General features: G+C 66.7%; 27 protein-coding genes. 12 read left to right on the forward strand and 15 right to left on the reverse strand.

Annotated features, from left to right (window positions below; translation table 11 throughout):
- Positions 1 to 31: 31 nt before the first annotated feature.
- Together R2733_06935 and R2733_06940 are read right to left on the reverse strand one after the other, a co-directional pair.
- Positions 32 to 1,330 (reverse strand): hypothetical protein, encoded by a 1,299-nt coding sequence (locus R2733_06935; protein ID MEZ5376237.1) that lies wholly within the window; start codon positions 1,328 to 1,330, stop codon positions 32 to 34.
- Between the two features lie 560 nt (positions 1,331 to 1,890).
- On the reverse strand, positions 1,891 to 3,423 hold the full coding sequence (locus tag R2733_06940; protein MEZ5376238.1) for a fibronectin type III domain-containing protein: 1,533 nt from the start codon (positions 3,421 to 3,423) through the stop codon (positions 1,891 to 1,893).
- 164 nt (positions 3,424 to 3,587) lie between these two features.
- Between R2733_06940 and R2733_06945 the strand changes: the two genes are divergently transcribed.
- Both R2733_06945 and R2733_06950 read left to right on the forward strand, forming a co-directional pair.
- A complete protein-coding gene (locus R2733_06945) occupies positions 3,588 to 4,166 on the forward strand; it encodes a TetR/AcrR family transcriptional regulator (GenBank protein ID MEZ5376239.1) in 579 nt (192 codons plus the stop codon).
- Between the two features lie 104 nt (positions 4,167 to 4,270).
- Positions 4,271 to 4,705 carry a VOC family protein gene (locus R2733_06950; protein MEZ5376240.1) on the forward strand — a complete coding sequence of 145 codons (435 nt, stop codon included), beginning with the start codon at positions 4,271 to 4,273 and terminating at the stop codon, positions 4,703 to 4,705.
- A 24-nt stretch (positions 4,706 to 4,729) separates the two neighbouring features.
- Here the strand turns inward: R2733_06950 and R2733_06955 are convergent, their stop codons facing one another.
- Positions 4,730 to 6,856, reverse strand: coding sequence for an FAD-dependent oxidoreductase (locus tag R2733_06955; protein MEZ5376241.1), 2,127 nt, complete (start codon positions 6,854 to 6,856; stop codon positions 4,730 to 4,732).
- A gap of 158 nt (positions 6,857 to 7,014) precedes the next feature.
- On the reverse strand, positions 7,015 to 7,869 hold the full coding sequence (locus R2733_06960; GenBank protein ID MEZ5376242.1) for an LLM class F420-dependent oxidoreductase: 855 nt from the start codon (positions 7,867 to 7,869) through the stop codon (positions 7,015 to 7,017).
- Positions 7,870 to 8,211: 342 nt separating this feature from the next.
- On the opposite strand from R2733_06960, the gene R2733_06965 reads away from it, so the two are divergent.
- Positions 8,212 to 8,751 carry a DinB family protein gene (locus R2733_06965; protein ID MEZ5376243.1) on the forward strand — a complete coding sequence of 180 codons (540 nt, stop codon included), beginning with the start codon at positions 8,212 to 8,214 and terminating at the stop codon, positions 8,749 to 8,751.
- Positions 8,752 to 8,808: 57 nt separating this feature from the next.
- Positions 8,809 to 9,240: a hypothetical protein gene (locus R2733_06970; protein MEZ5376244.1), complete on the forward strand. Its 432-nt coding sequence runs from the start codon at positions 8,809 to 8,811 to the stop codon at positions 9,238 to 9,240.
- A gap of 73 nt (positions 9,241 to 9,313) precedes the next feature.
- Here the strand turns inward: R2733_06970 and ligD are convergent, their stop codons facing one another.
- The 3 genes from ligD to R2733_06985 form a co-directional block, all read right to left on the reverse strand.
- Complete coding sequence (ligD, locus tag R2733_06975; GenBank protein MEZ5376245.1) at positions 9,314 to 10,228, reverse strand: non-homologous end-joining DNA ligase; 915 nt, start codon at positions 10,226 to 10,228, stop codon at positions 9,314 to 9,316.
- Between the two features lie 88 nt (positions 10,229 to 10,316).
- Positions 10,317 to 10,709 carry a TIGR03618 family F420-dependent PPOX class oxidoreductase gene (locus R2733_06980; GenBank protein MEZ5376246.1) on the reverse strand — a complete coding sequence of 131 codons (393 nt, stop codon included), beginning with the start codon at positions 10,707 to 10,709 and terminating at the stop codon, positions 10,317 to 10,319.
- Positions 10,710 to 10,740: 31 nt separating this feature from the next.
- Complete coding sequence (locus tag R2733_06985) at positions 10,741 to 11,268, reverse strand: MarR family transcriptional regulator (GenBank protein ID MEZ5376247.1); 528 nt, start codon at positions 11,266 to 11,268, stop codon at positions 10,741 to 10,743.
- A 137-nt stretch (positions 11,269 to 11,405) separates the two neighbouring features.
- On the opposite strand from R2733_06985, the gene R2733_06990 reads away from it, so the two are divergent.
- Genes R2733_06990 through R2733_07005 form a run of 4 tightly spaced genes read left to right on the forward strand, consistent with a single transcriptional unit; the run spans position 11,406 to position 15,492 of the window.
- A complete protein-coding gene (locus R2733_06990; protein ID MEZ5376248.1) occupies positions 11,406 to 12,347 on the forward strand; it encodes an EamA family transporter in 942 nt (313 codons plus the stop codon).
- On the forward strand, positions 12,344 to 13,153 hold the full coding sequence (locus R2733_06995) for a DUF4386 domain-containing protein (protein ID MEZ5376249.1): 810 nt from the start codon (positions 12,344 to 12,346) through the stop codon (positions 13,151 to 13,153). Before R2733_06990 ends, R2733_06995 begins: the two co-directional genes overlap by 4 nt.
- Positions 13,150 to 14,184, forward strand: coding sequence for an NAD(P)-dependent alcohol dehydrogenase (locus R2733_07000; protein ID MEZ5376250.1), 1,035 nt, complete (start codon positions 13,150 to 13,152; stop codon positions 14,182 to 14,184). Before R2733_06995 ends, R2733_07000 begins: the two co-directional genes overlap by 4 nt.
- Before the next feature lie 30 nt (positions 14,185 to 14,214).
- On the forward strand, positions 14,215 to 15,492 hold the full coding sequence (locus tag R2733_07005; GenBank protein ID MEZ5376251.1) for a hypothetical protein: 1,278 nt from the start codon (positions 14,215 to 14,217) through the stop codon (positions 15,490 to 15,492).
- 72 nt (positions 15,493 to 15,564) lie between these two features.
- Here the strand turns inward: R2733_07005 and R2733_07010 are convergent, their stop codons facing one another.
- Positions 15,565 to 16,131 carry a pyridoxamine 5'-phosphate oxidase family protein gene (locus R2733_07010; protein MEZ5376252.1) on the reverse strand — a complete coding sequence of 189 codons (567 nt, stop codon included), beginning with the start codon at positions 16,129 to 16,131 and terminating at the stop codon, positions 15,565 to 15,567.
- Between the two features lie 100 nt (positions 16,132 to 16,231).
- Here R2733_07010 and R2733_07015 point away from each other — a divergent pair, with 100 nt between their 5' ends.
- Positions 16,232 to 16,666: a MarR family transcriptional regulator gene (locus tag R2733_07015; GenBank protein MEZ5376253.1), complete on the forward strand. Its 435-nt coding sequence runs from the start codon at positions 16,232 to 16,234 to the stop codon at positions 16,664 to 16,666.
- Positions 16,667 to 17,012: 346 nt separating this feature from the next.
- Here the strand turns inward: R2733_07015 and R2733_07020 are convergent, their stop codons facing one another.
- From R2733_07020 to R2733_07050, 7 genes are all read right to left on the reverse strand, one after another.
- Positions 17,013 to 17,345 carry an XRE family transcriptional regulator gene (locus tag R2733_07020; protein ID MEZ5376254.1) on the reverse strand — a complete coding sequence of 111 codons (333 nt, stop codon included), beginning with the start codon at positions 17,343 to 17,345 and terminating at the stop codon, positions 17,013 to 17,015.
- Positions 17,342 to 17,701, reverse strand: a complete 360-nt coding sequence (locus R2733_07025; GenBank protein ID MEZ5376255.1) for a type II toxin-antitoxin system RelE/ParE family toxin — start codon at positions 17,699 to 17,701, stop codon at positions 17,342 to 17,344. The genes R2733_07020 and R2733_07025 overlap by 4 nt, the downstream gene beginning before the upstream one ends.
- Positions 17,702 to 17,888: 187 nt before the next feature.
- Positions 17,889 to 18,500 carry a class I SAM-dependent methyltransferase gene (locus tag R2733_07030; GenBank protein ID MEZ5376256.1) on the reverse strand — a complete coding sequence of 204 codons (612 nt, stop codon included), beginning with the start codon at positions 18,498 to 18,500 and terminating at the stop codon, positions 17,889 to 17,891.
- A complete protein-coding gene (locus tag R2733_07035; protein ID MEZ5376257.1) occupies positions 18,497 to 19,207 on the reverse strand; it encodes a metalloregulator ArsR/SmtB family transcription factor in 711 nt (236 codons plus the stop codon). The genes R2733_07030 and R2733_07035 overlap by 4 nt, the downstream gene beginning before the upstream one ends.
- Before the next feature lie 107 nt (positions 19,208 to 19,314).
- Positions 19,315 to 20,763: a multicopper oxidase family protein gene (locus tag R2733_07040; GenBank protein ID MEZ5376258.1), complete on the reverse strand. Its 1,449-nt coding sequence runs from the start codon at positions 20,761 to 20,763 to the stop codon at positions 19,315 to 19,317.
- Positions 20,760 to 21,149 (reverse strand): c-type cytochrome, encoded by a 390-nt coding sequence (locus R2733_07045; GenBank protein ID MEZ5376259.1) that lies wholly within the window; start codon positions 21,147 to 21,149, stop codon positions 20,760 to 20,762. The genes R2733_07040 and R2733_07045 overlap by 4 nt, the downstream gene beginning before the upstream one ends.
- Entirely contained in the window at positions 21,146 to 22,732 is a 1,587-nt protein-coding gene (locus R2733_07050) for a CopD family protein (protein MEZ5376260.1), read from the reverse strand. Before R2733_07050 ends, R2733_07045 begins: the two co-directional genes overlap by 4 nt.
- Positions 22,733 to 22,854: 122 nt before the next feature.
- On the opposite strand from R2733_07050, the gene R2733_07055 reads away from it, so the two are divergent.
- From R2733_07055 to R2733_07065, 3 genes are all read left to right on the forward strand, one after another.
- Positions 22,855 to 23,757: a hypothetical protein gene (locus tag R2733_07055; protein MEZ5376261.1), complete on the forward strand. Its 903-nt coding sequence runs from the start codon at positions 22,855 to 22,857 to the stop codon at positions 23,755 to 23,757.
- 86 nt (positions 23,758 to 23,843) lie between these two features.
- Positions 23,844 to 24,488: a DUF305 domain-containing protein gene (locus tag R2733_07060; GenBank protein ID MEZ5376262.1), complete on the forward strand. Its 645-nt coding sequence runs from the start codon at positions 23,844 to 23,846 to the stop codon at positions 24,486 to 24,488.
- A gap of 89 nt (positions 24,489 to 24,577) precedes the next feature.
- Positions 24,578 to 26,734: a copper-translocating P-type ATPase gene (locus tag R2733_07065; GenBank protein ID MEZ5376263.1), complete on the forward strand. Its 2,157-nt coding sequence runs from the start codon at positions 24,578 to 24,580 to the stop codon at positions 26,732 to 26,734.
- The last annotated feature ends 34 nt before the right edge of the window (positions 26,735 to 26,768 follow it).

The raw sequence follows: 26,768 nt of genomic DNA on the forward strand, positions 1-26,768 counted from the left end.
CGCCCAGGGTCCAACCGCACGAGTGCCCGGCTCAGGAACTGGCGATGCAGTCCACCGATGCGACGAAGTACCGGAGCGGCTCACCAAATCCGAAGCGTACGAACACGATGTCGCCGTCGGTGGTGAGCGAGCTCACAGCGGTCGACGGGTCGAGCTGGACCACGACGGTCTGGTTCTCCGATGCCGCATCGCGTAGGACCAAACGCTGCACGAGAGCTCCGTTCAGGTCAGTCTCGGTGCGACGTAGCAGCACCCGTCCGTCTGCAACTCGGCCGATCACCCAGAGTAGGTCCGGTGTGCCGTCGTCGGACCCAAGGTCTTCCATCGACCCGTCCGGACGAAGCCGCCGCAGCGAGATCCCCTCGTTGCTGTCGAAGAGCAGGTACACGCCGCCAGCGTCGTCGATGTACAGGATGTCGAGCAGATCGAGGAAGTTGCCGGTCTCGAGCAGGGTGGTCGCCGTACCGGTTGCCGGGTCGTACACCCGCAGATCAGCCAGGAAGTCGCGCTGCTCGAGTCCGCGAAGGTAGAACACCCGCCCATCAGGGCCGACACGAAGTTGCTGAGCGACGGGATCGAGGGCGAGCACCGCCGCAGCGATCTCGGGTTCGGGCTCGGGGTTTGCCGGGAACCGAGTAGCGCGGGCACTCGGCACGGGGGTCACACAGGAGCGGGCGAGAACATCAGCCGGGCAGTCGGCGCCGGCAACGATCCGACGGTCCACACGTGCCCACACCGCATAGTCGGCTGAGCCCGTCGGAGACGGGCCGTCGGCATACGGCACGATGTCGCCGGACACATCGACTCGACCCCGCCAGTACTCCGGGCCCCCGGTCGCCACCGAGCGACGGACGACAATGTCTGCGTCCGGACCGAGGAACGCCGTGTCGACCCGGATCTCGTAACCCGACGCCGTCAAGGTCACGATGCACCTCAGAGTCCCCGGCGAGAGCCCGCAGTCGACACGATCCAACACCGTGCCGTCCGCTGCCTTGGCCACCACCCGGTAGTCGGCTCGAGCTGCGTTCTGGGGGGCGACCCCGTCGACGAACGATCGACCAGCCCCGTCGGTCCGACCCCGCCACCACCATCGGCCGAAGACATTGCGTTCCACGACGTATCGGTCGACCGAGCCGTCGGCCGTCGTCGAGGTTGCGGTGAACCCGCCGGCCGACACCGCCAGATCGCAGACGAACCGCTTCGGCTCGGTTCCAGTGCTCCCGCCGGGCTCGGTAGGCCGAGCGTGCCGAGGAGCGCCATCGACGCCACACACAGTGCTGAGATCCTTCGCCGCATACCACCGACAGTAGGAATGCTGGGCTTGCGGCACGAGGGCAGATCCACCCCCAGGGCGGGGAGCCCTTCGAATCGCCCGACGCTACTGGTCAGCCTCCGTGCGTCACACGTCGAGGCCGACGGGCTCGAGATCGACGGTCCGCCGGCGCAATGGGTCGACGAGGCTCCCGAACACCAGCTCCCGGAGGTGCCGCCGGCGGCTGCCACGGTTCGACGTCCCAACCACCACGCGACCACATCCACTCATAGGCCCAGCGGTCAACGAGCGGCATGTGGTACCAGAAGCGGACAGCTCTTGGCATTCGGTCCAACCGTGGAACAGCTCCACCTGGTGGCGTCCATGACCACGCCGGTCTCTCGCCTCGCGGGCAGACCCACCCTCCCGGCGACGAGGCTCGCTCGGCTGGCTCGACGAACCGGCGTCCCATCGCAACAGTCTCGCGCAGCGGCCCGATGAGCGTCGCTCACCTCGCCTCTCTCGCTTCGAGCTTCAGCGCCGGACTCGCAGCACGGCGGATGCTGCACCGTCTGGTCGGTGAACTGAACTGACGCCTCCGACGCCCGTTCTCTCCATGCTCGGAGATGACCCGATGCTCAGGCGGCGCGCACGACGACGAAGCCGTTGCGCCATCCGGGGAAGCCAAAGGTGTCGACCGGTCGGACGTAGTAGCTGTAGGTCACACCCTTCTCGACCGCAACGTCGAGATAGGACGTTTCGGTGACTCGCACGATCTCGACATGGTCGCCACCGTTCACAGCCCGGAACACCCAGTACTCGCGGATGCCAACATCCGAGACCGACGCGTCCCACGACAGCGCGACGCCCTCGGCAGTTGCGACCGCCGCCATGTTGCGGACCGGCTCGGGTCGAATGGACTCGGTCCAGGCGCTGGTTCGGTTCGTGCCGACGTTGCCGGCTGCATCGCGGGCCTCGAGCACGAAGAAGTAGCGAGTAGCCGAACGCAACCCGTTGACCGTGTAGGAAGCGGTGTCGACCGGCGGGTGAGCCACGGCAACCAGAACTCCATCGGTGTCGTACACCGACAGTGAGAGACCAGTGACACCGACGTTGTCGGACACCTCCCAACCCATCGTGATCGCAGCGGCGGTGGCACCAGCACTGCCAAATCGAGTGAACGTCGGCGGCGCGGAGTCTTCTGCCGGGCCGGTCGAAACCGCGACGATGCCGTTCCGCCAACCGATGTTTCCGGCCAAATCAACCGCTCGCAAATAGTAGGCGTAGGTCCGGTTGGGTTCGACGGAGAGGTCCTGCCACTCGGTCCAGGCGACGGGGGTCTCGTGGACGACCTCGAACTCGGCACCGTCGACCGAGCGGTAGACGAGGTAGTGGCTGACCGCGCCGTTGTCCTCCGCGGGCAACCACTCGAGTTCGTTGGCGAATTCGGTCACGTTGACCGTCAGCCCTGAGGCACGCCCCGGGCGAGTGGTGTCGGCCGTGGGTATCAGGATGACAGCGTTCGACGCCCCGCTGCTGTTGTAGCCGTCATGGGCGCGTACCCAGAATCGGTACTCGCCACCGGCCACGAACAGTTCGAGGGGAACCACTGCGCTCGTCTGGTCGCCCGACACCTCGGCCACGACGCGGTCGTAGCCCCGACTGCCGGCACTGAGGCGATAGCTCTCGATCCCCGTCTCATCAGTGGCAGGATCCCATTCGAACATGAGACCGGTGTCGACTCTCGACACCCGCAAGTACGTGGGCTTGGTGGGCGGAATCGGGTCGGATGCGAAGCAGACAACGTCGTTGGAGCGCCAGCTCTCCGCCCCTCCGGCGACGGCGCGCACGAAATAGCGGTTGTAGGTGCCGAAGGGCCGGTCGACGTCGGTCCACGCGTAGTCGGCCCCTCCCGGAACGGCTTCGACGGTCGCAACCACCTCGGGCGTGGCCGTCGCCAGCGGATTGGATCCAACCCCCCGATAGATGTTGTAGGCGTCCACCAGGCCGGCATCCGACGAAGCACTCCACGAGACCGAGAGGTCGTCACCACCATCGGAGCATCGAGCACCGGTGGGTGGCGCCGGCCGCTCCAGCGAGCCGGCGGACGCAGCCGCCGGCGTCATCGCCACGAAGGTGAACAAACCGAGCATTGCTGAGATCATCCGCACGGCAAGCGAAACTAGTCGCCGTTCTGCCCAGGCCGGAGAGCAACCTCACTCCCCGACGATAGGTCGACCGGCCCATGCTCGGATGGTCGACAGACCATTTTGGGGGCCTCGGCAACGTACCGGCGGGCGCTGACCACTCGCACCTGGCGGCGTACAGTGACCAGATGGGTGCACGGAATGACACACGCCGGGAGATGATCCGCGCCGGGGCCCGCCTCTTTGCGGCGAACGGGTATGAGGCCACCTCGTTGCTCGACGTCGTGAACGCAGCCGGGGCATCCCGAGGATCGATCTACTTCCACTTCCCCGAGGGGAAAGATCAGCTGGCACGTGAGGCGCTCGTCTACTCGGGCGACCGCGTCCTTCAACGTGCAGCGGAGGCGATCCAACACGGCACCGACACCGCCGAGGCGATCCGCCGCACCGCAGACGTCCTGGCCACGGGTCTCGAGGAGTCCGATTTTGCGATGGGTTGCCCGGTAGCCACGGTCGCGCTGGAGACAGCCAACACCGACGAGGCGCTGCGAGAAGTCAGCGCAGACTTCTTCTCCAACTGGCAATCGCTCTATGTCGGCTCACTCCTGCGCGACGGCTTCGATCCCGCGCGAGCACGACGATTGGCGACACTCATCGTCAGCGTGATCGAGGGCGGACTCCTGCTGGCTCGTACCACTGGTTCCGCCGAGCCGCTTCGTTCGGCCTGCGACGAGGCGGCCTTGCTGCTCGAATCGACCAAGCGCTGAGGCCGCCACAGGAAGCAGACGTGCAAGCTGGCAGCCATCCCGAACTATGCTGTCCATCAGATCATGCGGTGGGGCAGTGCTCGCCGGGAACGACGAGGAGCAACATGACCGACTGGCAGGCATCCGTCCACCACACCCACCTGATGGCATCGGACATCGAGGCATCACTCGAGTTCTACCGTCGTTGGTTCGACGCAACGGTGGTCGCCGACTTCACTTACGCCGGCGCCCGCAACATCTTCGTCGCCGTCGGCTCGGGCCGACTTCACTTCTACGATCAGCCGCCCCGCTCGACCGAACGCAATGCCGTCAACCACGTCGGCCTGGTGATCCGCGGCCTCGATGCACTCGCCGAGGCGATGCAGGCCGAGGGTGTCCAGCTTCCCAAAGGTGTCCAGCGTTTTCCCGACGGCAACTACCTGATGGTCGAGGCGCCTGACCGGGTCCTCCTCGAGTTGTTCGAACCGAACTGGGAGACCACCTCACCGAAGATGGCGGCATGGTTCGACCTCGGCGAACCCTTCGCGTACGGAAGCTGATTGCTCCGCTCCTCCCTCGGTTCGTCAGACCTCGACCGGCCGGGCGGCCGTGATCTTCCAGTCCGGCCCGATCCGTTCCCAACGCGTCTCGAGCCCCACCGCTTCGTGTGCGCTCGAGTAGCGCATGCGGAACACCGTGGACTCGTCTTCGGTGTCCTCTTCGACGATCTCGGCCTCGGTCGTGTGCCGTGGAGGTAGCCCGCCGACGCCCATCAGATTGTGGAACGTGCTCCCCACGTAGTCGCCCTGCATCGATTGGATGTTGCCATCGAGCACGTAGCCGATGTGCCGCTCGGCCGACTCGCGAGCACCGAGCTGCGCGTCGCGTTCACCGGTGGGTTCATGGAGGTGACCGCACCCTGTCAACTCCCCAGCGAGTTTCTGCAACTCGGCGAGGTGCTCCTCGTACACGCCCCGCGGGGTGGTGTCGTGCTCGACGCACAATGAGGCGGCCACGCCGACGGCGGCGCCGTGTTGGCCGCCATTGCCCATCAACTTGGTGGTCGTGCCGGCCACCCGGGTCACGCTGATGTGCTTGCCGGCCATCATCAGGTTGTCGACGTTGGCGGAATAGAGGCAGCGGAACGGGATCGAATACGGCTTGTGGTCCCGCACGTCCCACACCCAGTCCTTCAGACGGAAGTCGTAGCGCCCCTCCCCCGGCTGGTTCGGGATGTGGATGCAGAACGCTCCGTCGTTCTGGACGACGGCGTCGGGGAAGACCGTGTGGGAGCGGATGTCGTTCTCTGTCAGCACGTAGTCGCCCTTGTAGCGACGGAACTCACCCTGGGCCGGCACCCACGCCACCCAATCGAACTCGAGGTTGGCGTACGCGTCTGGGTCGAGGCGCTTCACGTTCGAGAACGTCCCGAACAACGCGCGCAGCAGATGGTCTCGGATCAGCTCACCGTCGGCCTCGAGGTCGAGCCATTGGCCGTACTCCCAGAAGTGGGTCGCCGGGAAGAGCTGCATGACCGGCAGGTTGTCGTCCTCCACCTCGCCGCCGTCGTTGAACTGGAAGACCTCGTCGTCGGGGTTCGCCGCCGGGCCGGGCCCGTTCTCCCGACCGGGCTCCACGAGCTGGCCGCTCAGGTTGGCATAGTCCTTCGACACCTCGGTCGCCCACGGAACGTCGGGAAACTCCCGAGGCCCGTCGGCCATCCGAGTCCGGAAGAAGACCGTGTTGCCGTGATGCTCCCCGTCGGCCTCATCGGGGGCGTAGTACTCGCCGAAGTCGCCGCGAGCTTCGCGGCCGGTGAGGATCTCGGCTCCGGCCAACCGCCCGAGTGCCGCGGTCCCCGTCGTATCGATGAACACCGAACCAACGATCCGCTCTTCGACTCCGGCGATGGCCTGGCGGACGTCGATCGATATGATCCGGCCGCCCTCGGCTTCGAGCGCGTACACCCGCCGTTCCAGGAACAGCGAGAGCGTCGGCTCGGCTTCGAGCACCGTACGGGCCACGAGATCACCGTTGTCGTCGCGTGCCGACAGCTCGGCGACCATGCCGCCGTTCTCACCACGAGGGCTCAGCCCGATCTCCTTACTGGCGTTGCCTCCCAGGTACGGCCGATCCTGCACGAGGGCGACGCTGCGGCCCCGCCGAGCGGCGGTGAGGGCTGCGACGCAGCCTGCGATCCCACCGCCGACGACCACGATGTCGAACTCGCCGACCCGCACCGGCTCGGCCGGGAGGCCTCGCAAGGATCGCCGCCACGCCAGAGCATCGGGGCCGCTGCCATCGACCGGCACGCCACCATCGGAGCTCAGGAAGATGGCGTCGCATCGACCATCGAATCCCGTGAGGTCGTGGAGTGTCAGCTCGACCGGACCAACTTCCAGGTCGACATTTCCGACCTGTTCCCACGACCAGTCTCGACCGTTGGCGCCCAGCTCGCCACCAACCTCGACGCCGCCGATCGAGAGCGTGAAACGGCCCGGCGCGTGACCGGGCACCCAGTCCTTGGCCCGAACCCACACGGCATAGCTACCGGCGTCCACGACGTCGATCGTCGTTCGGGCGTCGGCGACGGGACGACCCCAACCGTGCGCCAACAGGTAGGGCGAGCCCATCTGCAACTCGAACTGCGAGTCGACGACCCAGCCACCGAGGTCTCCGAACGACTCGGCCTCGATGAGAATCCCGGCCATTCTGCTTCCTCCTCGTCGTGTACTATGACTATCGTCATAGTACACGCTTCATCAAGCGTTCCTGGCCCGAGCGAGGAACGAACCGAACGCGTCGGCAACCTCGTCAGGCCGCCCGACCGGGCCGCCCACGACGTAGTCGTGAGGCGCCCCCTCGCCGGTCACCCAGCCGTCTGCGGCTCGACGATCTCCACCAAGAGCTCCATCGAACGAATCCAGGCATCGGCGTCGGTCCGCCACGGGGCGGACACCACGTGCGTCACGCCCGCTTCGGCATAGGCCGCCGTCTCGTCGCGGATCTGCTCGTGCGCCATCCCTTGGGGATCCCATCCCGTTCGATACGAGAACGTGAACGTCTCGCCGGGCCGCTCGGTGTCCAACCGCGCCCGGAGGTCGCCGATGATCCTCGCCAACTCGTCAGGAGGCGTGCTGATCGCATGGAACCCGTCACCGCGAGCGACAGCTCGGTCGTAGGTTGCCGCCGCACCACCACCGATCCAGATCGGGATGCGATGAGCCGGCTGCGGGAGGACCTTGATGTCATCGAAGGCGTAATGCTCACCATGAAACGACGCCGGTGACTCGCTCCACACCGCACGCATGATGTCGATCGCCTCATCGGTGCGGGCGCCGCGACTCGAGAAGTCCTGGCCGAGCGCCTCGAACTCGGCCTTCGACCAGCCCACGCCAGCTGCGACCGTCACCCGCCCTCCGCTGAGTGCATCAAGACTGGCCAGCGAGTTCGCCAGCTGGAGCGGGTGATACTGAGGGACCACGAGCACGCTGGTTCCCAGTCCGACACGTTCGGTCACCCCCGCCGCCCACGCAAGCGTCAGCAGCGGGTCGAACAAGTAGGGCGACGGATAGTCCTGTGCTGCTGGTTGAACGAGATGGTCGCTCACCCACACATCTTCGAAGCCGAGCTCCTCGGCCTGTACGGCAACCCGGCGGATGGCCTCGGGCGACGCCGCCCGACCGTACTGGGGGAGATGGATACCGAGACGCAACGAGCTCATGGCCTGAGCTTGTCACGCCCACACCGACACGACGATTCCTTTGGCGATCCCTCACACAAGCGGTGGCATCTGGCTCCTTCGGGCCGATCTGGCTCCGTGGCCTCTCACCGTCGGAGAGGCGGGTCGGGTCACACCCCGCCGGCGGTGGAATTGCAGCCGAAGAACTCGCAGCCTGCTTCGACCAGGTCCTCGAATGCTCCGATGCGTTCGATTCGCTGCCGCAGCCAGCCGAAGGCGCGGATGGCGAGTGCGTCGATAGGCCCGTCCCCGTTCTCTCACAGCGAGCAGATGGCAAAGGGCTCGAATTTTCACTTGTCGCGACCATGTCGTTAGCTTCGGTCCATGGACCGCATCGAGATCGAGATCAAGCTGAACCGCGACCGAGCGTGGATGCTCGAACGATTGGGGGCGATGACGAGCGAGGAATTGACGGCGCCGCGTACCTTCAGCGAGCACGACCCCGAGAGCCGCTGGTCGTTCGCCGATCACTTCGTGCACACATCGCTGATCGAGAAGAACTGGAACGAGATGTTCCGGCGGCACCTCTCGGGTGATCGAGGTTTGCCACCACGATTGCGCAGCGATGGTTCGCCGCAGTCGATGGACGAGGTCATGGCCTCGATCCATGGATGGACCGAGGAGTGGAAGGCCGAGCACAGCGGCAAATCGTTCGTGGAACTCGTGCGAATCGGTCAAGCGGTCAGAGCCGAGACGCTCGCGTTGCTGGCCGAACTGTCCGATGACGATCTGGCATCGAGGATTCCCGGTGCACCGTGGGCCGACGGGACGGTGGGAGGCATCATGGCGGCCAACGCGGATCACGGGCGTATGCATTTTGCATGGGCGCAGGAAGATCCCGTCGCCGCAGCGGAGGTGGTGTGACCTCCCGGCAGACGCCGGCATCGGCGTCCGGTGCCGGCACCGACACGTAGGCACCTCGTGGAACCGTCGTTTTTCCAGCAGGTGCAGGACGTGTTCGAGGGCTTCGCTGTCGACGTCGCTGGCACGATGCAGTCCAGCGTCCATCCTCGCGGGATCAAGGTCTGGTACGACGGCGCAACCCGCGAGCACTACGAGGCACAACTCGTCCGAGTCGACGGCGACCTCATGCTGGAGATCGGTTTCCATGCCGAGTACCCAAAGGTGGGCGAGAACCAGGCCGTGCTCGATCGGCTTCTCGCCGCATCGCACCGGTGGCGCCCGGAACTCGGCGACGAACCCGAAGCAGGCGTGTTCCTCGGCGCCGACCGTTGGCGCCGCATCTCCGAGGCCTGGGAGGCTCCCGACCCCGACGACATCGACGCCGCGATCGAGACCGCGGCCCGCCTCGCCGACTACGTCATCGCACTCGAGCCACTGCGACGAGCGTGACGCAACGTGGTCGACGCTGCGATCGAGTTCGCCGCCCTGCCTCATGTCCAGCGGCTGCACCGACCGCTCTGCTTCACGTTCGGCGGCTACGCCGGCCGAAGCGATCCTGGGACGTGTCGAGATCCACACCCGCCTCGCGAGCCGTCGCCACGATGGCGGCGACGGGAAGCCGTTGCGGCGAGGTCCCGAACGTGAGGTCGAGCCGATCCCCGAGCGTGTGCATCGACCACCCGTCGGGGCGAGCGGACTCGAGTCCGTCCCACCTGACCGGGACGGCAACCGGGGCTGCCGGCTTCGGGCGGAGCGAGAAGGGGACCACCGTTGTCGCCGTCGGATTGTTCCGCAGCCAGTCGACGAACACTCGCCCTGACCGATCCTTCTTCAGGAACTCGGTGGTGGCGAGGTCGGGCACGCGCAACGCAACGAGGCCGGCAAGCGCCCGGGCCGCCTCAACGGTCTCCTCCGTGGTCGACGATCGGTCGAGTCGGACCCACACGTGGAAGCCTGACGAACCGGTCGCTAGCACCGAGCCGGTCAGCCCCGCGTCATCGAGCACGTCTCGCACGGCGAAGGTGACGCGCCGCACGCCGTCGAGGTCGCCCGGCGTGGGGTCGAGATCGAGGATCAACCAGTCCGGGTGGTCCGGCGCGCTGACGGAACTCGCCCACATGTGGAACGTCAGGGTGCCCTGGTTGGCGAGGTACGCCAGATCTTCGGCCCGATCGACGACCGGATAGGTGGTGACACCACCGTCGGCCTTCGGCACCTCGAAGCGCCGGATCGACTCCGGGAAGTGGTCCGCAGCATTCTTCTGCATGAAACCCTTGACGGCGATGCCCTTCGGGAATCGCTGGAGGGTGAGCGGCCGGTCGGCGACGAGTTCGATCATCCGTTGACCAACCCGCTGGTAGTGCTCAACGACGTCACCCTTCGTGATCCCGTCGTCGGGGAAGATCACGCGTTCGGCATGGGAGACTTCGATCGTCATGACGACATCGTGTCAGGCACGAGACCGTCGAGGCCGACCAGCGGACGGATCCCGGTCAGTCGAGCGCTCGGGCGGTGCAGACAGAGCGTCAGCCTCGGACGTCGGTGACAATGACCTTCAGCGGATCGATGGCCACCCGCAGCCGCCGAGTGTCGATGCTGTCGAAGGAACGCATGTCGGTGCCATAGCGCTGACCGAGGCGATCGGCGAACAGGTAGTCGTGGTCGGGCTCGATTCGGGCGCTTCCGCGGATCTCGACGTAATAGTTGGGCGTCTCGGGATGGAAGGTCAAGACACTGCATCGGCTCTCGATGGCGAGGTTCTTGGCTTTTCTCGTCGATTCGTCGATCGAGATGCAGATCCGGTCGTCTTCGACGATGTACCAGACGGCGGTGAGCTGGGGATGGGCGTCTTGCCCGTTCGTGGCGAGCACGGCGGTTGGGTTCGCCAGCAACTCCGGATCGATGGTGGCGGTACGCATGGGTTCGCTCCTCTCGCTTCTCGATGGGCGCCTACGGGGCTTCGGCGGATGCAGACTCTTTGGCGATGAGCATCTGCCGCAGGCCGTTCTCGACGACTGCCCGGCTGCGTTCGGATCCGATGGCGCTGGTCACGACATCGGCTTCGTAGCGGGTGATGGCCGGGACCGCTTCGTTGATCAGCTCGAGACCCGTTGGTGAGAGTCTGATGAGCGTGCCGCGCCGATCGTTGGGGTCGGGAAGTCGCTCGATCAATCCGGCAGTTTCGAGTCGATCGAGCCGTTTGGTCGTGCCGCCCGAGGAGAGCATCAACGAAAGCTGCAGATCTCTGATCTTCATCGCCTCTGCGGCCGCACGCCTCCGCAGCGTTGCGAGCATGTCGAAGTCGCCAAGCGTCAGTCCGAACTGGGCGAGCTCTGCTTCTCGACCGGCTTCGAGGTAGCGGGCGAGTCGCAGGATCCGACCGGTGATGGGCAGCCCAGCGACGTCGAGGTCGGGGAGCCACCTTCGAACCTCTTCGACGACTTCGTCCATCACATCCGTCTCTCGTTTTGCGTCCACACAAGAATCTTACCAGCAAGACTCTTGACAGCAAGTCTTTGCGTGTGGATACTCAGAAGTATCTTGCCTGGAAGATACTTCTGAGAATGACATTTCAGGTTTGCCGCCTGGCCCGCCCGACACGAGAGGAGATCGTCATGACCGCCACCATCGAGCGGCACGCAACCGTGGCGCCGTCGGCGTCTGGAGCGACGGACCGGCGCTTCGATCCGATCATCACCGGCCTCGCACCAGCAGCGTGGGGACTGACCTACATCGTCACCACCGAGCTCCTGCCATCGGGACGGCCTCTCCTGGCAGCGACGCTCCGGGCGCTTCCCGCTGGCTTGACACTGACTGCGATCACGCGGCGGCGCCCAACCGGTTCGTGGTGGTGGAAGGCCGCGGTGCTCGGCGCGCTGAACATCGGCGCCTTCTTCGTGCTGTTGTTCGTCGCCGCCTACCGACTCCCGGGCGGCGTCGCCGCCACCCTCGGTTCGATCCAACCGCTGGTCGCCGCGGGACTCGCGATCCCCATTCTCGGTGAGCGATTCCGCCGCACGACCGCAGTCGCCGGCATCCTCGGAGTCGCGGGAGTCGGGTTGCTGGTGCTGCGGTCGGGCGCGGCACTCGACACCGTCGGCGTCCTCGCCGGGCTCGCCGGTGCGCTCTCCATGGCAACTGGTGTCGTCCTGACAAAGCACTGGGGACGGCCGGTCCCACTCGCGGCCTTCACCAGCTGGCAACTCATCGCCGGCGGCGTCCTACTCGCACCGATCGCGTACGCGGTCGAAGGGCCGCCCCCATCCCTCACCAGTCAGAACCTGATCGGGTTCACCTGGCTCTCAACCGGCGGCGCCGCCATCTCCTATCTGATCTGGTTCCGAGGCGTTTCCCGACTCCCCGTCGCCCAGGTGTCCCTGCTCGGTCTCATCAGCCCCATCGTCGCCACCGTCGCCGGACTCGTCGTCCTCCACCAGACCCTCACGCCGGCCCAATTGGTCGGCGCAGCACTGGTCCTGACGGCGATCTGGATCGGCCAACGACCCAACCCAGCCACCAACCCAACACAACACACCACGACGGAGAACCTGTCATGACCACCCAGACCCACACCCGCCATCACAACACTGCCGACACAGCTGCAGCGCCACATTCACGATTCGCGACCGCACGAACCGCAGGCGTGCTCTACGTGATCATCATCGCCTGCGGCCTCTTCGCCGAGGTCGGCGTGCGCTCACAGCTCATCGAATCGGGTGACCCGAGCGCCACGGCCCAGAACATCATCGACTCACGCATGCTGTTCCGAGCCGGACTCGCCGCCGACATCGTCATGTTCATCGCCGATGTCGCCATCGCCGTCGTCCTCTACCAACTGCTCCGACCGCTCAGCCAGACACTGTCGATTCTTGCGGCGGCCTTCCGGATGACCCAGACCGCAGTCATCGGACTGAATCTGCTCAACATGTTCCAGGCAGTGCGGATCATCGACGACGCCGACTATCTCGGCACATTTGGCGCCGACCAGACCGACACCTTGGCACTGCTGTACCTCGACGCCCACAAGTACGGGTACATCCTCGGGCTGGCGTTCTTCGGCGTCAGCACCCTCATCGTCGGCTACCTGGCTCTCGCATCGCGGCAGATGCCCCGCCCGCTCGGCGTGCTCCTCGGACTTGCCGGCGCCGGCTACCTGATCGACACCTTCAGCTTCTTCCTCATCCCCAGCTACGACGGCTCAGCATCACCCATGGTGCTGGCCCCGGCCCTCGTCGCCGAGTTCTGGTTCGCCCTGTGGCTCCTCACCAAGGGTCGCCGGCTCGAGCACCTGACCGCACGCGGCGCCACCCCATTCGTTGATGCCAGCAGGGGTGACAACCGAATGGTCGGAGCCACGTCATGACCACGCCCGCCCCAGCAACGCCCCACCGGAACGCCCACGCACAACCACACGAGAGCTACGAAATGAAAGCCATCACCAGAGACCGCTTCGGATCCCCCGATGTCCTCCACTTCCAGGACATCCACCGACCGGCAATTCCTGCTGGCAGCGTGCTCGTCGATGTCCGCGCCGCCGGCGTCAACCGGGGCGACGCCCTCGAGATGCGCGGCTGGCCCTACCTCGCCCGCCTGATGGGATACGGCACGACACGCCCCAGGCAAGCGGTGCTCGGGACCGACATCGCCGGAACCGTGATCGCGCTGAGCGAAGGCGTCAGCCGCATCGACATCGGCGACGAGATCGTCGGCTTCGGCACCGGAGCCTTCGCACAGTTCGCCGTCGTTCCCGCATCGATGACCGTCCATCGGCCCGACTCGATCGATGTCGAACAGGCAGCCGCCATCCCAACGGCTGCGGTCGCCGCGCTCCAAGCGATGCGCAACGCCGCCCGGGTCGAGGCCGGACAGCACGTCGCCGTGATCGGCGCATCAGGAGGCGTCGGCACCTTCGCCGTGCAGATCGCCAAGGCATACGGAGCCGAGGTGACGGGGGTGGCCGGGGCACGAAACCTCGATCTCGTCCGGTCGATCGGCGCCGACCATCTCGTCGACTACAAGGTCGACGACATCGCGACCCACACCGGCCGCTACGACGTGATCATCGACCTCGTCGGCAGCCGGCCAATCCAGGCCCTCCGCTATGCGTTGACACCGACGGGCACGTTCGTCGTGGTCGGCGGACAGAACCCGCGGTCGCTGACCGGGATGCGTCGCTTCGCTGCTGCTGCGGCGCTGTCGCCGTTCACGCGGCAGCGCCTCGTGCCGCTGTTCTCCAAGCCCGACGGGGATGACCTGGCAGCCGTGGTCGAACTCGCACGGACTGGTGCCGTCCGCCCGATCGTCGGCCGCACCTTCGAACTCAGCGACACCGCCGCAGCCATTGGCCATGTCGAAACCGGACACGGCACCGGCCGAACCGTCGTCACGACTTGAACAAGACCCGCTCGGAAAGGAGACCGTCCCGTGAACACTGCAAGCCAAGACCCGCTCAGCCAGCTCGAACCCCACGACATCGCCAGCGCGTGGACGTCCCGTGGACTCGACCAGATGACCGACGCCGAATTGCTCCACGCAGCGTGCGAACAGTTGTCGGTGCCGCGCGATGGTGAGGCGAGCTCCTTCACCCTTCACGCACCGCTGGAGCTGATGGCGCGAGCACAGCTACTTCCCATGGTCTCGCGACCTCGGCGCGAATCGGCGCGACAACGCATCGCACATGTCGCCGCCACCTGGGCCACCACCGGGGCGTCTACGGCAACCATCGCCGACATCTCACCGATTGAACGTCCACTCGATGCTCTCGCCGACGCTCTGCGCCACGGCGATCCAGCAACTGCGGATCATGCATTCGTCGCCCTGTGCGCCCGCCGAGACCAGGACCAGATCGTCGACAACCTCGTCGACATCGTGCTCCCCCAACTCGGGGGCGCCGCCCACGGCGCCATCCTCCTGGAACTGCTTCCCCGCTTCCGGCCGGCCCGAATGAACCCGGCGCTGATGGCACGCACCCTTGTCGGCGACATCGCCCGGCATCCCGACTGGCAGCTGCGGTGGTTCAACCAGCAGCGGCCCGCGGCGTCCGAGGTGTCGCTGACCGATCGGCTCGTCTCACCCAAGGCGGACCGTGAGCCTTCCAGTCACTTCGTGCAGCCGACGATGGCGCTCGTCGACGACACCGGACTGGCCCACCGACTACTGGCGGATGTCACCCAGGACCTGCCCATCGACGAGGCCCGCCGCCAACTGCTGACGCTCGCGGCCATGTCGATGCTCCAGGACGAGCCGGCCAGTGCCCCCTACGGTTGGACCCATTGCCTGACGCTGCCCCAAGCGGCACTGGCCATCGCCCACCGAGCCGCTGATTCGCGGCGTGCCATCGACATCGCCGCCACCTACGTGCTCGGATTCCGCGCCACACAGAGCACCGGGCCGATCGATCCGAGTTGGGAGCCAGACCCGCCTCATCGATCCAGCGAGGTGGTTGTCACGCACCTCGACCCCTCCACTGCAGCGGCGGCTGCCTGGCACGCCACGTCTGAACAGGAGGTCTCCATCACCCAGGAGCTCATCGACAACGCCGCACCCCACCACGATGCTCATCTGGCCAAGTACACCCTCGCCTGCCTCGACGCCCGCGCCAATGACCCTGCGAACGGGCGCCTTTTCCTCGCCGCCGCGACCTACCTCGCCGCCTGGTGGCATCAACACGACCACGACCACCCGAACGGAGCCCTTCCATGATTCACATCGACCATCTCACCAAGCGCCACCACGATCACACCGTCGTCGAGGAACTTCGGGATGAAAGTCGTGTCACTCGTCGGGTGCGTCCCATGCCACGATGCCGGAGCGCCAGTGCGTGATGCGATCCTCCTGGTCGTTGCGGTGGAGGTGCCGGGGAGGTTGAGCGAACGTGCTGTACGGGGTGCATCGCAGCACGACTCGGTCTTCCTCGGCGGCCATCGCCTGGACGAACGGGCGGGCGTCGTCGCCGAGCGGCTCACCGGACATCCGACCACCAACCGCCATCATCACGTCGACGACGAGATCGGGATCCGAGTCCACGACGGCGTTGCAGTAGACCTGCAGGTAGGAGAACGGCCAGCGCTCGTCGAGCACACAGATGCTCACCTTCGGGTCGCGGGCGATGACGCGGGACTTGCCCCGGTCGCGCATCGTGGACACCAGCAGTTCCCCTGATTCGGTGGGGATGTAGTAGACGACCGACATCGCCGGTCCGTCGGCTTTACGCCGGGTCCCGAACACGCAGGTCCGATGAGTTCGTACGAATTCGCGTCGCTCTGACGGACTCATGTCACGGTCGGTGGGCGGCGTGAACGCTTCAGCAGCGAGGGGTAGGAGTGTCAGCTCGTGGGTCACGGTCGATCTCCTCGACGACTCGGCGTGTCGATCGGCGGCCTGAGCCAGAGTCGAACAACTATGGTGGTAATACCATCCAATTTATGGGGTAATACCATATATGCCAACTGAACCCGACACCTCACGCGCCGACCTGATCGAAGCGCTTGGCGCCGTTGCCTTCGCAGTCATGGCCGCGCTCTCCCGAGTCGCGGCCGAACACGATCTGTCCCTCACGCAACTTCGCATGATCGGCATCCTGCGCGATCGGCGCATGACGATCACCGAACTCGCTCATGCGCTCGGGCTCGACCGGTCATCGGTATCAGGACTCGTTGAGCGCACCGAGACGCGCGGGCTCGTCCAGCGCGAACCCAACCCCGATGACGCTCGCAGCGTCCACGTGACGCTCAGCCCTAGAGGTGCCGAAGCGCTCAGCCTCGGCGCGACCGAGGCCGCCGGATTGCTGTCATCGTTGACCGACGCGCTGACCCTCACCGAGAGCCGGCGGCTCACCGCGCTCCTCGACCGAATGATCGAACACCGAGGTTTGTGACGACTCACTCGTCGCCGGCTCGGTCAGATCTCCAAGCTCCAGTCCCGTGTTTCCAGGGTGCACTTGACCGCCACGAGAAATCCGGGGCGTACGCTCCGTCGAAGGTGCGGTGACCCCACGGTGGCGGGGGCAGGATTTGAACCTGCGACCTTCGGGTTATGAGACCGTTGTCGGTCTTCCAGGTCTCCCCAGGCCAAGCAGTGTTTTCCCAGCTCATCAGCCATTTCCGGCTTCCCTGCTGTTCCCCTCTACTCCCCCCTGCCTACCGGTGTCTCGGTAGATCCCTGGTAGATGCCGAGACTCAAGGAGTCTCCTCGGGTCGGCCACGCTCCGTGAGCAGGCACGGTCAGGCCGCCGGTTCCTTGCCGAGATGCACCGGCACCCGACGATCCTCGTCGTCGAACACTGCGACCAGCTCGAGCCGAGCGCCGAGCGCTTCGAGGTAGTCCCGCAGCGTCGAGACCCGGACGTCCTCGGCGTGTTCGAGCTTGGACACTGCGCTCTGGGTGATCTCCAACCTGCCGGCGACATCGACCTGACTCAACGCCTCGGCATGACGGAGCTCATACAGACGCAGCTCCTCATCGAGTTCAGCCCGCGCCCGCTCGACCCGCTCAGCCGCGCCGGGCCGTTCCATCATCTTGTCCCGAAGCTCGGACCACTTCGTGTGTCCACTCATTCGATCAACCCCTCCTCACGGAGCTCATCCAAGTACTCGTCATAGAGAACATCAGCCGCAGGGATCGCCCACTCGTACCACTCCGCCCACTGGCCGGACTTGTCGCCCCCGAGCAACAGAATCGCCTGCCGACGCGGATCGAACGCGAACAGCACCCGCAACGCCCCACCCTCGCTGGCCCGCAGTTCCTTCATGTTGTGATGACGCGACCCCTTGATCCGATCGACCGACGGCCGCCCCAGATCTGGCCCCCGACTCTCCAACAGGTCGATCCGCACACCGAGCGCCGCCCGCTGATCGGCATCGAGCGTCACCCACCAACCCGCGAACTCGTCGGTGACCTCGACTTCCCACACCAACACAGTATGAACAATGACTACTTAGTCGTCAACACTCATACAACAGTCGGCAGGCGCCGACGCCGCAACGGGCTCACCGATGCGGCCCATGCAGGTCAGCCACCGAGGGCTGCGCCTCGGCGGCCGGACACACCCAGGCCCTACCGAACCCATGGCAGCGACCGCAGAATCGACGACTTGGCCGTCACCGCCGCTGCAGCACCACGACCACGTAGGGGCGACGATCCCCGACCTCGACTGCCTGCCCTGACACCTCCGCGTGTTCGACGAGCCGGAAGCCCGAGCCGAAGACATCTGCGAGGGCCTTGGCGTCGTAGCGCTGCACCGGCAGGCCGGCGCATTGCTCAGGGCCGTCGGGAGCGAACGTCGCCATGACGAGATGGCCTCCGGGCGCGATGGCTCGCCGCGCTGTCTCGACATAGCGACGCTGATCATCGGGGTCGACGAGAAAGTGGAAGACGGCGCGGTCGTGCCAGAGCGACCAGGTCGAGGTCGGTTCCCAGTCGGTGATGTCGGCACGGATCCACGCGACGTTGTCGGCGGCTTCGCCGAGCCGTGTCCGGGATCGTTCGAGTGCAGCGACGGATAGGTCGAGGACCGTCACGTCCTGATAGCCGGCTGCGACGAGTTCGTCGACCATGTGGCTGTCGCCGCCGCCGATGTCGATGACGGGATCGGTCGGCGTCGAGTAGCGCAACACGAGATCGAGGGTCGACGGTGACGGCTGATACCAGCCGAGGTTTTCGGTTGGTCGGGTCTGGTAGATCGTGTCCCAGTGCTCCTGTGAGGCCATCATCGACCACCTACGCCTGCGCCGACCGCGACGGGAAGGCCTGCGTTGCGCCATTGCGGGAAGCCGTCCTCCAGACGGCGCGCCAGGCGCCCTGCAGCGGTGAGGCGGCGGACCGCGTCGTCGGCATACACGCAGAACGGGCCGCGGCAGTACGCCACGACCTCGAGGTCGTCGGGGAGTTCGGCGAGGTGGCGGTCGAGGTCGTCGAGGGGGATGCAGCGGGCGCCGGCGATATGTCCGGCTGCGTACTCGGGTTCGGGCCGGACATCGATGACGAGGACGTCGCCGTCGTCGAGACGTCGGGCGAGTTCGGCTCGTCCGATCGGTTCGAAACCGGACCGGTCACCGAGATAGTCGACAGCGAGCGCATCGATCTCGTCGTGGTGTGCGATCGCAACGTCCCGCAGCGCCGACCACAGCGCAGCGACCTGCGGGGAGGCCAGGCGGTAGTGGACCCGGTTGCCGTCGCGGCGGGTGCGGACCAGACCGGCGGCGGCGAGGGCACGGAGGTGGAAGGAGGTGTTGGCGACGCTCTGGTCGATCGCCGCGGCCAGTTCCTCGACGTGGCGCTCGCCTTGTTCGAGCACATCGATCAACTCGACGCGGCGTCCCGTCGACAGCGCTTTGGCCACCTGCGCGAACCCATCGAACAGGGCCGCCTTCGCCTCATGCTCCCCGACACCCATACCCACCTCGCACTCGACGTTCAAGCGATGACTTGAACAGTCTACGGCTGCACGCCTTCTCTTCAAGTTCATCTTGCTTGAGTAGACCGACGGAACGTTCTTCGCGCAGCTTCGGTCGACGGCGCCGCCGGTCAGCGGTCGGGTGCGACCTGCATGACGGTCATCATTCCGGCTTCGCCGTGTTCCTGGATGTGGCAGTTCAGGACCCAGTCGCCGACGTCGAGGGGGACGAGGCCGATCTCGACTTCGTCGAGCATCTCGAGCAGGACGGTGTCGCGGAAGTAGGGCTCGTCGACGGGTTCGCCGTTGCGCGTCAGGACCTTGAAGAACTGGCCGTGCAGGTGGATGGGGTGCATGGGGTGGGTCTGGTTGACGAGGCGGATCTTGGTGAACTCGCCCGCGGTGAGCTCGAGGGGCTCGTGGTCGGGGTAGGCGGCGCCGTTGATGGTCCAGATCCACTCGTCGTCCTCGTTGCGGGTTTCGAAGAGGAGTTCATGATCGACCGGGGCTTCGAGTGCGGTGTCCCAGTCGGGGACCGCCGGGTTCGTGGCCGGTTCGAACGACAGAGCATCGGCCCGGTCGTCGGTTGTGTCGTCGACGACGATCGTGGCGAGCGGCTGGGGGCCGCCGGTGAAGGTGTCGACGACCTGGTGAGTGCCGGGCTCGGTCGGTGTGGTGATGTCGACGTCGATCCGGTTGCCTGGCGCCAGTGTGAGCGTTGCCAGGTCGGGGTGGTCGCCGACGGTGAGGCCATCGACGGCGACGACCGTGACGTCGAGGTCACCAAAGTGGGGGACGTAGACCCGGCCGTTGGATGCGCTCACGAGCCGGAGCCGGATTCGCGCTCCGGGAGCGACCTTCAGCTCGGTGGTGGTGCTGGCGTTGACGGTGATCAGGTTGCCCCAGCGGCCGTTGTGGGTGCGATCGGCGGGGGTGTTGAACGCCGGATCGATCTGGCCGGTGTCGTCGAGGAGCCAGTCGTCGAGGATCCAGACTTCGTCGGCGCCGTAGTCGGTGCCGTCGCCGGGGTCGTCGACGACGATGCTGCCGTAGAGGCCGCGTACGAGTTGTTGGCTGCCGTCGGTGTGGGAGTGATACCAGTACGTGCCGGCGTCGGGTGGCGTGAACTCGTAGACAAAGGTTGCACCGGGTTCGATGCGAGGCTGGTTGACGTCGGGGACGCCGTCCATGTCGTTGGGGACCCGGATGCCGTGCCAGTGGATCGTGGTGGCGGCGTCGAGATCGTTGCGGACGTGGACTCGGATCGTGTCGCCGAGCTCGATCCGCAGTGCAGGTCCGGGGACGGTGCCGTTGTAGGCCCACACGTCGGTTTCGACGCCGTCGACCAGGGCGACCGTCGTCTCGGCTGCGGTCAGGTCGACGTCGATCACGTCGCCACCGCCGGCGGGTTCGGCCGGGTAGGCGCCGTCGAACTCCGCTTCGAGATCGCGGCGCAGCGCGTCGGACGGGTCCGGCAACAACGCCACGGCAGCGGCAGCTGTCGCAACCACCACGAGTGCGGCGGCGCCGGCAAGGGCGATGTGGCGGCGATTGAGTTCGGCGAGGCGGAGCCTGATCACTGCTCGAAGCCGAGGCGCTGCTGTTCGGAGCGGACGAACGCGATGACCGCCTCGACCTCATCGTCGGAGAGACCCTCGACCGGGGGCATGTCGCCGAAGGGCCAGTGGTGTTGGGGGGCGCCGTTGAGGATGGCGGAACGGAACGCTTCGTCGGGGTGGTGGTTGGGTTCGTACACGATCGACAGATGGGACGGGCCCTTGTCGGTGCCTCGCAGGTCGGTGCCGTGGCACGAGGCGCAGCTCAGTTGGTAGACCTCGGCACCGAGCGCCAGCTCCGGGTCGTCGAGCGCCACCGTCGTCGGCTCGTCACTCGAGCCGCATGCCGTGACACCAACCGTCAGCATCACGGCGACAGCGGCGGCGGAGAAGAAGGGGCGGGGGTTCATGAGGTGGCTCCCGTCAACACAGCAGTGGCGGCAACGACGGCGGCCAGCGCAACGGCTTCGAAGGTGACAACGGTCCGGAATCGGGCAACCAGCTCCGGATCGTCCGGCGTGGCGCTCAGTTCCGGGATGAGCACCCGATGGTTGTACGCGCCGCCGGCGGCGGCGAACGCGACCAGGACCGTCTTGACCATGAGGGTGCGGCCCCACTGGGTCGACCAGAGGCCCGATGGCGCGTCGAGCACGATGACGGTGAGCGCGAGTCCGGCGACCGCGACCGCGACGAGGGCGATGGTCGCGACGACCGAGAACCGGAGCGCGAGGTGGAGCGCCCGGAGGCGGCGGCCGTGTCGGTGGCGTCGCCACAACACGGCGGCGAGCATGACCACTCCCCCGACCCATACCGCCCCTGCGGCCACGTGGACGACATCGACCAGGCCGGTCCAGAACCGGTGTCCCTTGACCACGGTGTGCCCGTCGAAAAGGTGGGCAGCGACGACCGCGACCGCCCCGACGATGGCGACCATCGAGGTGCTGGGTTGCCAGGCGTGGTCGCCTGCGGCGTGCCGAGGCGCGCCGGCGCTGTGACCGGCCGGCCCAATGTCGAGCTCGGGTGGCAGGGTTCCATGGACTCGCTGGGCGCCGACCCCGACCAGGTCCCGAACCGCCGGGCGGTCCGAGGACGAGACGGCGACGAGATCGAAGCGCGGGCCGATGGCCATGGCCAGCCCTCCGGCCAGGCGGAGGCCGACGGCGACTCCGAACACAGACCCCATCACGTCACCGATCGCCGTCGGGGACGTGAGCGCCGACCAGTCGCCGCCGGCTTCGACGACGACCTGGGCGGCCAGTTCGACCACCACGCCGGCGAGGACCAGGAGCCCGGCACGACGGACCCAGAACAGCACGTGGCGAACGTCGCGTTGTTCGCCGTGCAGGACAAGCGCGGCGAACACGAGCGCCCCGACGCCGAGCAGGGTCCCGGCCAAGGTCATCGCACGTGCCACTGCGCCGACGCGGGCCGGCGTCGCTGACGGCTCGCCGGTGTCGAGGAACGCGTCGAGATCAGTGGAGGCGGCCCCTTCTGTCGCAGACGACTCAACTGCTTCGGCCGCAACCACGTCTTGGGCACCGTCGACGTCCGCGGCCGACTCGTCGACGGCTTCTGCGACGCCGGAGGGCCGAACCGTCGTGGTTGGCGCGGGTGGCGCAGCGTTGATTGTGAAGCTGAAGCTGCCGTCGATCGGGTGGGCGTCAGGGGCTTTCACCATCCATCGGACCCCGACCTGACCACCATCGAGGGGCGGGTCGAAGCGCAGCACCCAGGTCAATCCATCGGCCGTGGAGGCGTCAGTCGGTGTGCGGAGCGTGCCGGAGCCGTCCAGGATCTCGAACCCGGTGCCGGTCGGTTCCGCCGGTCCGGTGAACACCAGGGAGATCGCGTCGAGTGGGCCATCGACGGTAGCGCCGTCGGCGGGGTCGGAGGACTCGAACCCGGTGTGCGCCCCGGCCGGGGCCGTGGCGAGAACGGTGAGGGCCGCGATGGCGACGATCGTCGTGGCGATGAGTTGGCGGATGAGTCTCACGATGACCTCGTCGAGGGCGTTGGCGCGATCGGTGTCGGTTCGGAGGCTGTCCGCCTCAGACCCCTTCGGCGGGGTCGCCGAGTAGTGTACGACACGTTGTCGTAGTTACGGTGGCGGTCGACATGGAAACCCACACTGATCGACGGATCGGCCGCTTCGACTCTCGACTGCGAAACCTTCTCGCCGCGCTGGCAGTGACGGCGGTTGTCGCCGGTTGCGGTTCCTCGGAGTCGGGCGAGGTCGTGGCCGGTGCCGGGGATCTCGTGCACGTGCATGACCTCACGATCGACGCGGACGGGATGGTGCTGGTCGCCAGCCACACCGGGCTGTGGCGGATCGAGGCCACCGATCGAGCGGTGTTGCTTGGCTCGGAACGGCACGATCTGATGGCGATGACCACTCTCGACGACGGCACCCTCTTGGTGAGCGGGCATCCGGATCTGCGGCTCGAGGAGTATCACGTCGAAGATCACCCGCCGTTCTTCGGTCTCACCGAGAGCCGTGACGGCGGCCAGACCTGGGAGGTCATCGACCTGTTGGGTGAGGCCGACTTCCACGCACTCGTCTCCCTCCCCGATCGGCTCTACGCGGCCGAGACCGCGGGCCGGATCTGGCGACGCGACGCCGATGGGAGATGGGAGCAGCTCGGCGAGCTCGAAGCACGCGACCTCGCCGTCGACCCGAGCGACCCGGACCGGTTGGTCGGGACCGACTGGGACGGCCGACTATCGGTGAGTGACGACGGCGCCGCGTCGTGGGACGCGGTGAGCGACGCGCCGACGATGATCGAGGTCGAATGGCTCGGCTCCGGCAGGCTGGTCGGGGTAGCCGAAGACGGAACCATCTTCACCGCCACAGACCCGGCGGGACCGTGGGCGGACCATAGGTCGGCACCGGGCGAGGTCGAGACTCTCCACGTCGAGGGCGACACGTGGTGGGTCACCACCCATGGCGGCAACATCGCCACCTCGACCGACGACGGCGCGTCCTGGACCGACGTCTACAAGGCGACCGCATCGCCCTGACCGCGCCTCCTCCTACACGGTGTCGTTTGTAAACGACCGCGACGGGGTACCTCCCCAGCTGGACGCACCCACGCAGGAGGAGACCCGTGATCGACACCCACCCCGCCGACACCCACACGCTCGAGCCCGAGGCCGACGTCAACGCCCCGGACGAATCAACGCACGACGAGGGCGGTGGCGGAAGTGGTGGTGTGCACATGAGTTACGGCCGGTTCGCAGCGATGATCGCCACGTCGACCGTCGTGATGTTCGGTCTCATGTACTTGAACACCTACGCCTGGGATCACGTGCGGTGGAGCGAGACTCGCGCCTACATGGCGATCCTGATGGGCGCCACGATGGCGGTGATCATGCTCGGGTTCATGCTGTCCATGTACAAGAACAGGCGCCTCAACATCGCCATCGGGATCGGCGCCGTCGCCCTGTTCGCCGGGTCGCTGTGGCTGGTCCGCAGCCAGACCACCGTGCAGGACACCTCCTGGATGCGCGCCATGATCCCTCACCACTCGATCGCGATCATGACCAGCGAACGCGCCGAACTCGACGACGTCCGTGTGTGCGAGCTCGCTGTCGGGATCATCGAGGCTCAGCGCAGGGAGATCGACGAGATGGACTGGCTGATCGCCGACATCGATGCCAACGGTCCGGCCGAGACCGCCGAAGAAGCTGCCGCCCGACCGGTCCCCGAGTTCGAGGGCACCTCGATCCGCAGCTGCGATACGGGCAACTGAGCCCGGCCACCCGATCACTTGACCTTCCAGTTGGGTGGAAGGTGTAGACCGGAACCAGACACCACACGAACCACGCTCCCGTGGCTCCGATGACCACCACCGACCACCACCAACCAGCCGACACCGCACAGCCACACGACACCGCACGGTCACACGACACCACACAACCGCCCCCCGACGCGCACACCGGCCCTGGAGCGCACGACGACCACCAGGCGCACGAAGGTCATGACGACCACGGCGGCCACGACGGTCATGACAAGCACGCCGGGCACGACCCGGACATGTTCCGCCGGTTGTTCTGGTGGAACCTGCTGCTGGCCGTTCCGGTGCTGGTGTTCTCACCGCAGATCCAGGAATGGTTCGGGTACTCGATCGACGGCGGTTGGGCTGCGTGGGTGGCCCCGGTGCTCGGCACCGTCATCTACCTGTGGGGCGGCCAGCCGTTCCTGAAGGGCGGTGTCGTCGAGATCCGGAACCGCCAGCCGGGGATGATGCTGTTGATCGCGCTGGCGATCACCGTCGCCTACGTCTCGTCGCTCGCGTCCTCGCTCGGTTGGGGTGATCTCGACTTCTGGTGGGAGCTCGCCGCCCTGATCACGGTGATGCTCCTCGGCCACTGGCAGGAGATGAAGGCGATCGGCCAGGCCCAGGGCGCCCTGGCCGCCCTCGCGGAGTTGTTGCCCGACACCGCCGAACGGGTCGACGGCGACACCATCGAAGAGGTACCGATCGCCTCGCTCGGCATCGGCGATGTCGTGCTGGTGCGCCCAGGTGGCCGGGTCCCTGCCGACGGCACCATCGCGGAGGGGAAGGCGTCGTTCGACGAGTCGATGATCACCGGCGAGTCCCGACCGGTCCGCCGCAGTGAGGGCGACCGGGTCGTGGCGGGGACGGTGTCGACCGATTCGTCGGTCCGGGTTCGCATCGACGCCGTCGGCGACGACACCGCCCTCGCTGGGATCCAACGGATGGTCTCCGACGCCCAGTCCTCCAACTCCCGCGCCCAGGCCCTCGCGGATCGGGCCGCAGCTGCCTTGTTCTATCTGGCTGCGGGTTCGGCGGTCGTCACGATGGCGGTGTGGCTGGCTCTGGGCGACGGCGCGCAGGGTGTGATCCGTACCGTGACGGTGTTGGTGATCGCCTGCCCTCACGCCCTTGGGCTGGCGATTCCGTTGGTGATCTCGATCTCGACCGCCACCTCGGCGAAGGCCGGGATCCTGGTGAAGAACCGGCTCGCTCTCGAGCGGATGCGAACCATCGACGCCGTCCTGTTCGACAAGACTGGCACCCTCACCAAGGGCAACCATGCCGTGGTCGACCACGCCGCCACCGACGGCTGGGACGCCGACGAGGTCCTCGCCCTGGCTGGGGCGGCCGAGGCCGACAGCGAACACCCGATCGCACGCGCCATCGTCACCGCCGCCAAGAAGAACGACGACGCTGTTCCCGAGGCCGATGCCTTCGAGGCCCTGACCGGGCGCGGTGTCCGAGCCACCGTCGACGGCCGCGCCGTGCAGGTCGGCGGACCGGCACTCCTCGACGAACTCGACCTCAACGAGCCCGACGGGCTGTCCGACACGGTCGCAGGTTGGCGGGAGCGGGGCGGGTCGGTCTTGTGGATCGTCGTGGACGGCGACATCGCTGGGGCGGTCACGTTGGCTGACGAGATTCGACCGGAGTCTCGCGCTGCCGTCGACGCCCTCCACGAACGCGGCGCCAAAGTGGTGTTGATCACCGGCGACGCTCGCCAGGTCGCCGACGGGGTCGCCACCGAACTCGGGATCGACGAGGTCTTCGCCGACGTCCTCCCGAAGGACAAGGACGCCAAGGTCGCCGAACTCCAGTCCCGTGGCTTGAAGGTCGCCATGGTTGGCGACGGCGTCAACGACGCCCCCGCCCTGGCCCGAGCCGATGTCGGCATCGCGATCGGTGCCGGGACCGACGTCGCCATCGAGTCCGCGGGTGTCGTGCTCGCCTCGAGCGACCCGCGGAGCGTCATCGGCGTCATCGATCTCTCACGGGCGACGTACTCGAAGATGATCCAGAACCTGGTGTGGGCGACCGCCTACAACCTCATCGCGATCCCCGTCGCCGCCGGCGTGTTCGCCTTCGCCGGCCTCACCCTCCCCCCGGCCGCCGCAGCGGTAGCGATGAGCCTCTCGACCATCATCGTGGCCGCCAACGCCCAGCTCCTCCGCCGCCTGGACCTCCGACCCGAGCGGCTGTCGAATTGTGGTGACTGAGTTCACACCGATCCGGGATCGACCTGCACGGACT

This window comes from Acidimicrobiales bacterium (genome assembly GCA_041394265.1).
In the GTDB taxonomy this organism is placed as follows: Bacteria; Actinomycetota; Acidimicrobiia; order Acidimicrobiales; family SZUA-35; genus JBBQUN01.

Excerpts from the sequence above, each read along its gene's own strand:
- R2733_06945 (MEZ5376239.1), top strand. The coding sequence starts at position 3,588 with ATGGGTGCACGGAATGACACACGCCGGGAGATGATCCGCGCCGGGGCC.
- R2733_06950 (MEZ5376240.1), top strand. The coding sequence starts at position 4,271 with ATGACCGACTGGCAGGCATCCGTCCACCACACCCACCTGATGGCATCG.
- R2733_06955 (MEZ5376241.1), bottom strand. The coding sequence starts at position 6,856 with ATGGCCGGGATTCTCATCGAGGCCGAGTCGTTCGGAGACCTCGGTGGC.
- R2733_06960 (MEZ5376242.1), bottom strand. The coding sequence starts at position 7,869 with ATGAGCTCGTTGCGTCTCGGTATCCATCTCCCCCAGTACGGTCGGGCG.
- R2733_06965 (MEZ5376243.1), top strand. The coding sequence starts at position 8,212 with ATGGACCGCATCGAGATCGAGATCAAGCTGAACCGCGACCGAGCGTGG.
- ligD (MEZ5376245.1), bottom strand. The coding sequence starts at position 10,228 with ATGACGATCGAAGTCTCCCATGCCGAACGCGTGATCTTCCCCGACGAC.
- R2733_06980 (MEZ5376246.1), bottom strand. The coding sequence starts at position 10,709 with ATGCGTACCGCCACCATCGATCCGGAGTTGCTGGCGAACCCAACCGCC.
- R2733_06990 (MEZ5376248.1), top strand. The coding sequence starts at position 11,406 with ATGACCGCCACCATCGAGCGGCACGCAACCGTGGCGCCGTCGGCGTCT.
- R2733_06995 (MEZ5376249.1), top strand. The coding sequence starts at position 12,344 with ATGACCACCCAGACCCACACCCGCCATCACAACACTGCCGACACAGCT.
- R2733_07000 (MEZ5376250.1), top strand. The coding sequence starts at position 13,150 with ATGACCACGCCCGCCCCAGCAACGCCCCACCGGAACGCCCACGCACAA.
- R2733_07015 (MEZ5376253.1), top strand. The coding sequence starts at position 16,232 with ATGCCAACTGAACCCGACACCTCACGCGCCGACCTGATCGAAGCGCTT.
- R2733_07020 (MEZ5376254.1), bottom strand. The coding sequence starts at position 17,345 with ATGAGTGGACACACGAAGTGGTCCGAGCTTCGGGACAAGATGATGGAA.
- R2733_07030 (MEZ5376256.1), bottom strand. The coding sequence starts at position 18,500 with ATGATGGCCTCACAGGAGCACTGGGACACGATCTACCAGACCCGACCA.
- R2733_07045 (MEZ5376259.1), bottom strand. The coding sequence starts at position 21,149 with ATGAACCCCCGCCCCTTCTTCTCCGCCGCCGCTGTCGCCGTGATGCTG.
- R2733_07055 (MEZ5376261.1), top strand. The coding sequence starts at position 22,855 with ATGGAAACCCACACTGATCGACGGATCGGCCGCTTCGACTCTCGACTG.
- R2733_07065 (MEZ5376263.1), top strand. The coding sequence starts at position 24,578 with ATGACCACCACCGACCACCACCAACCAGCCGACACCGCACAGCCACAC.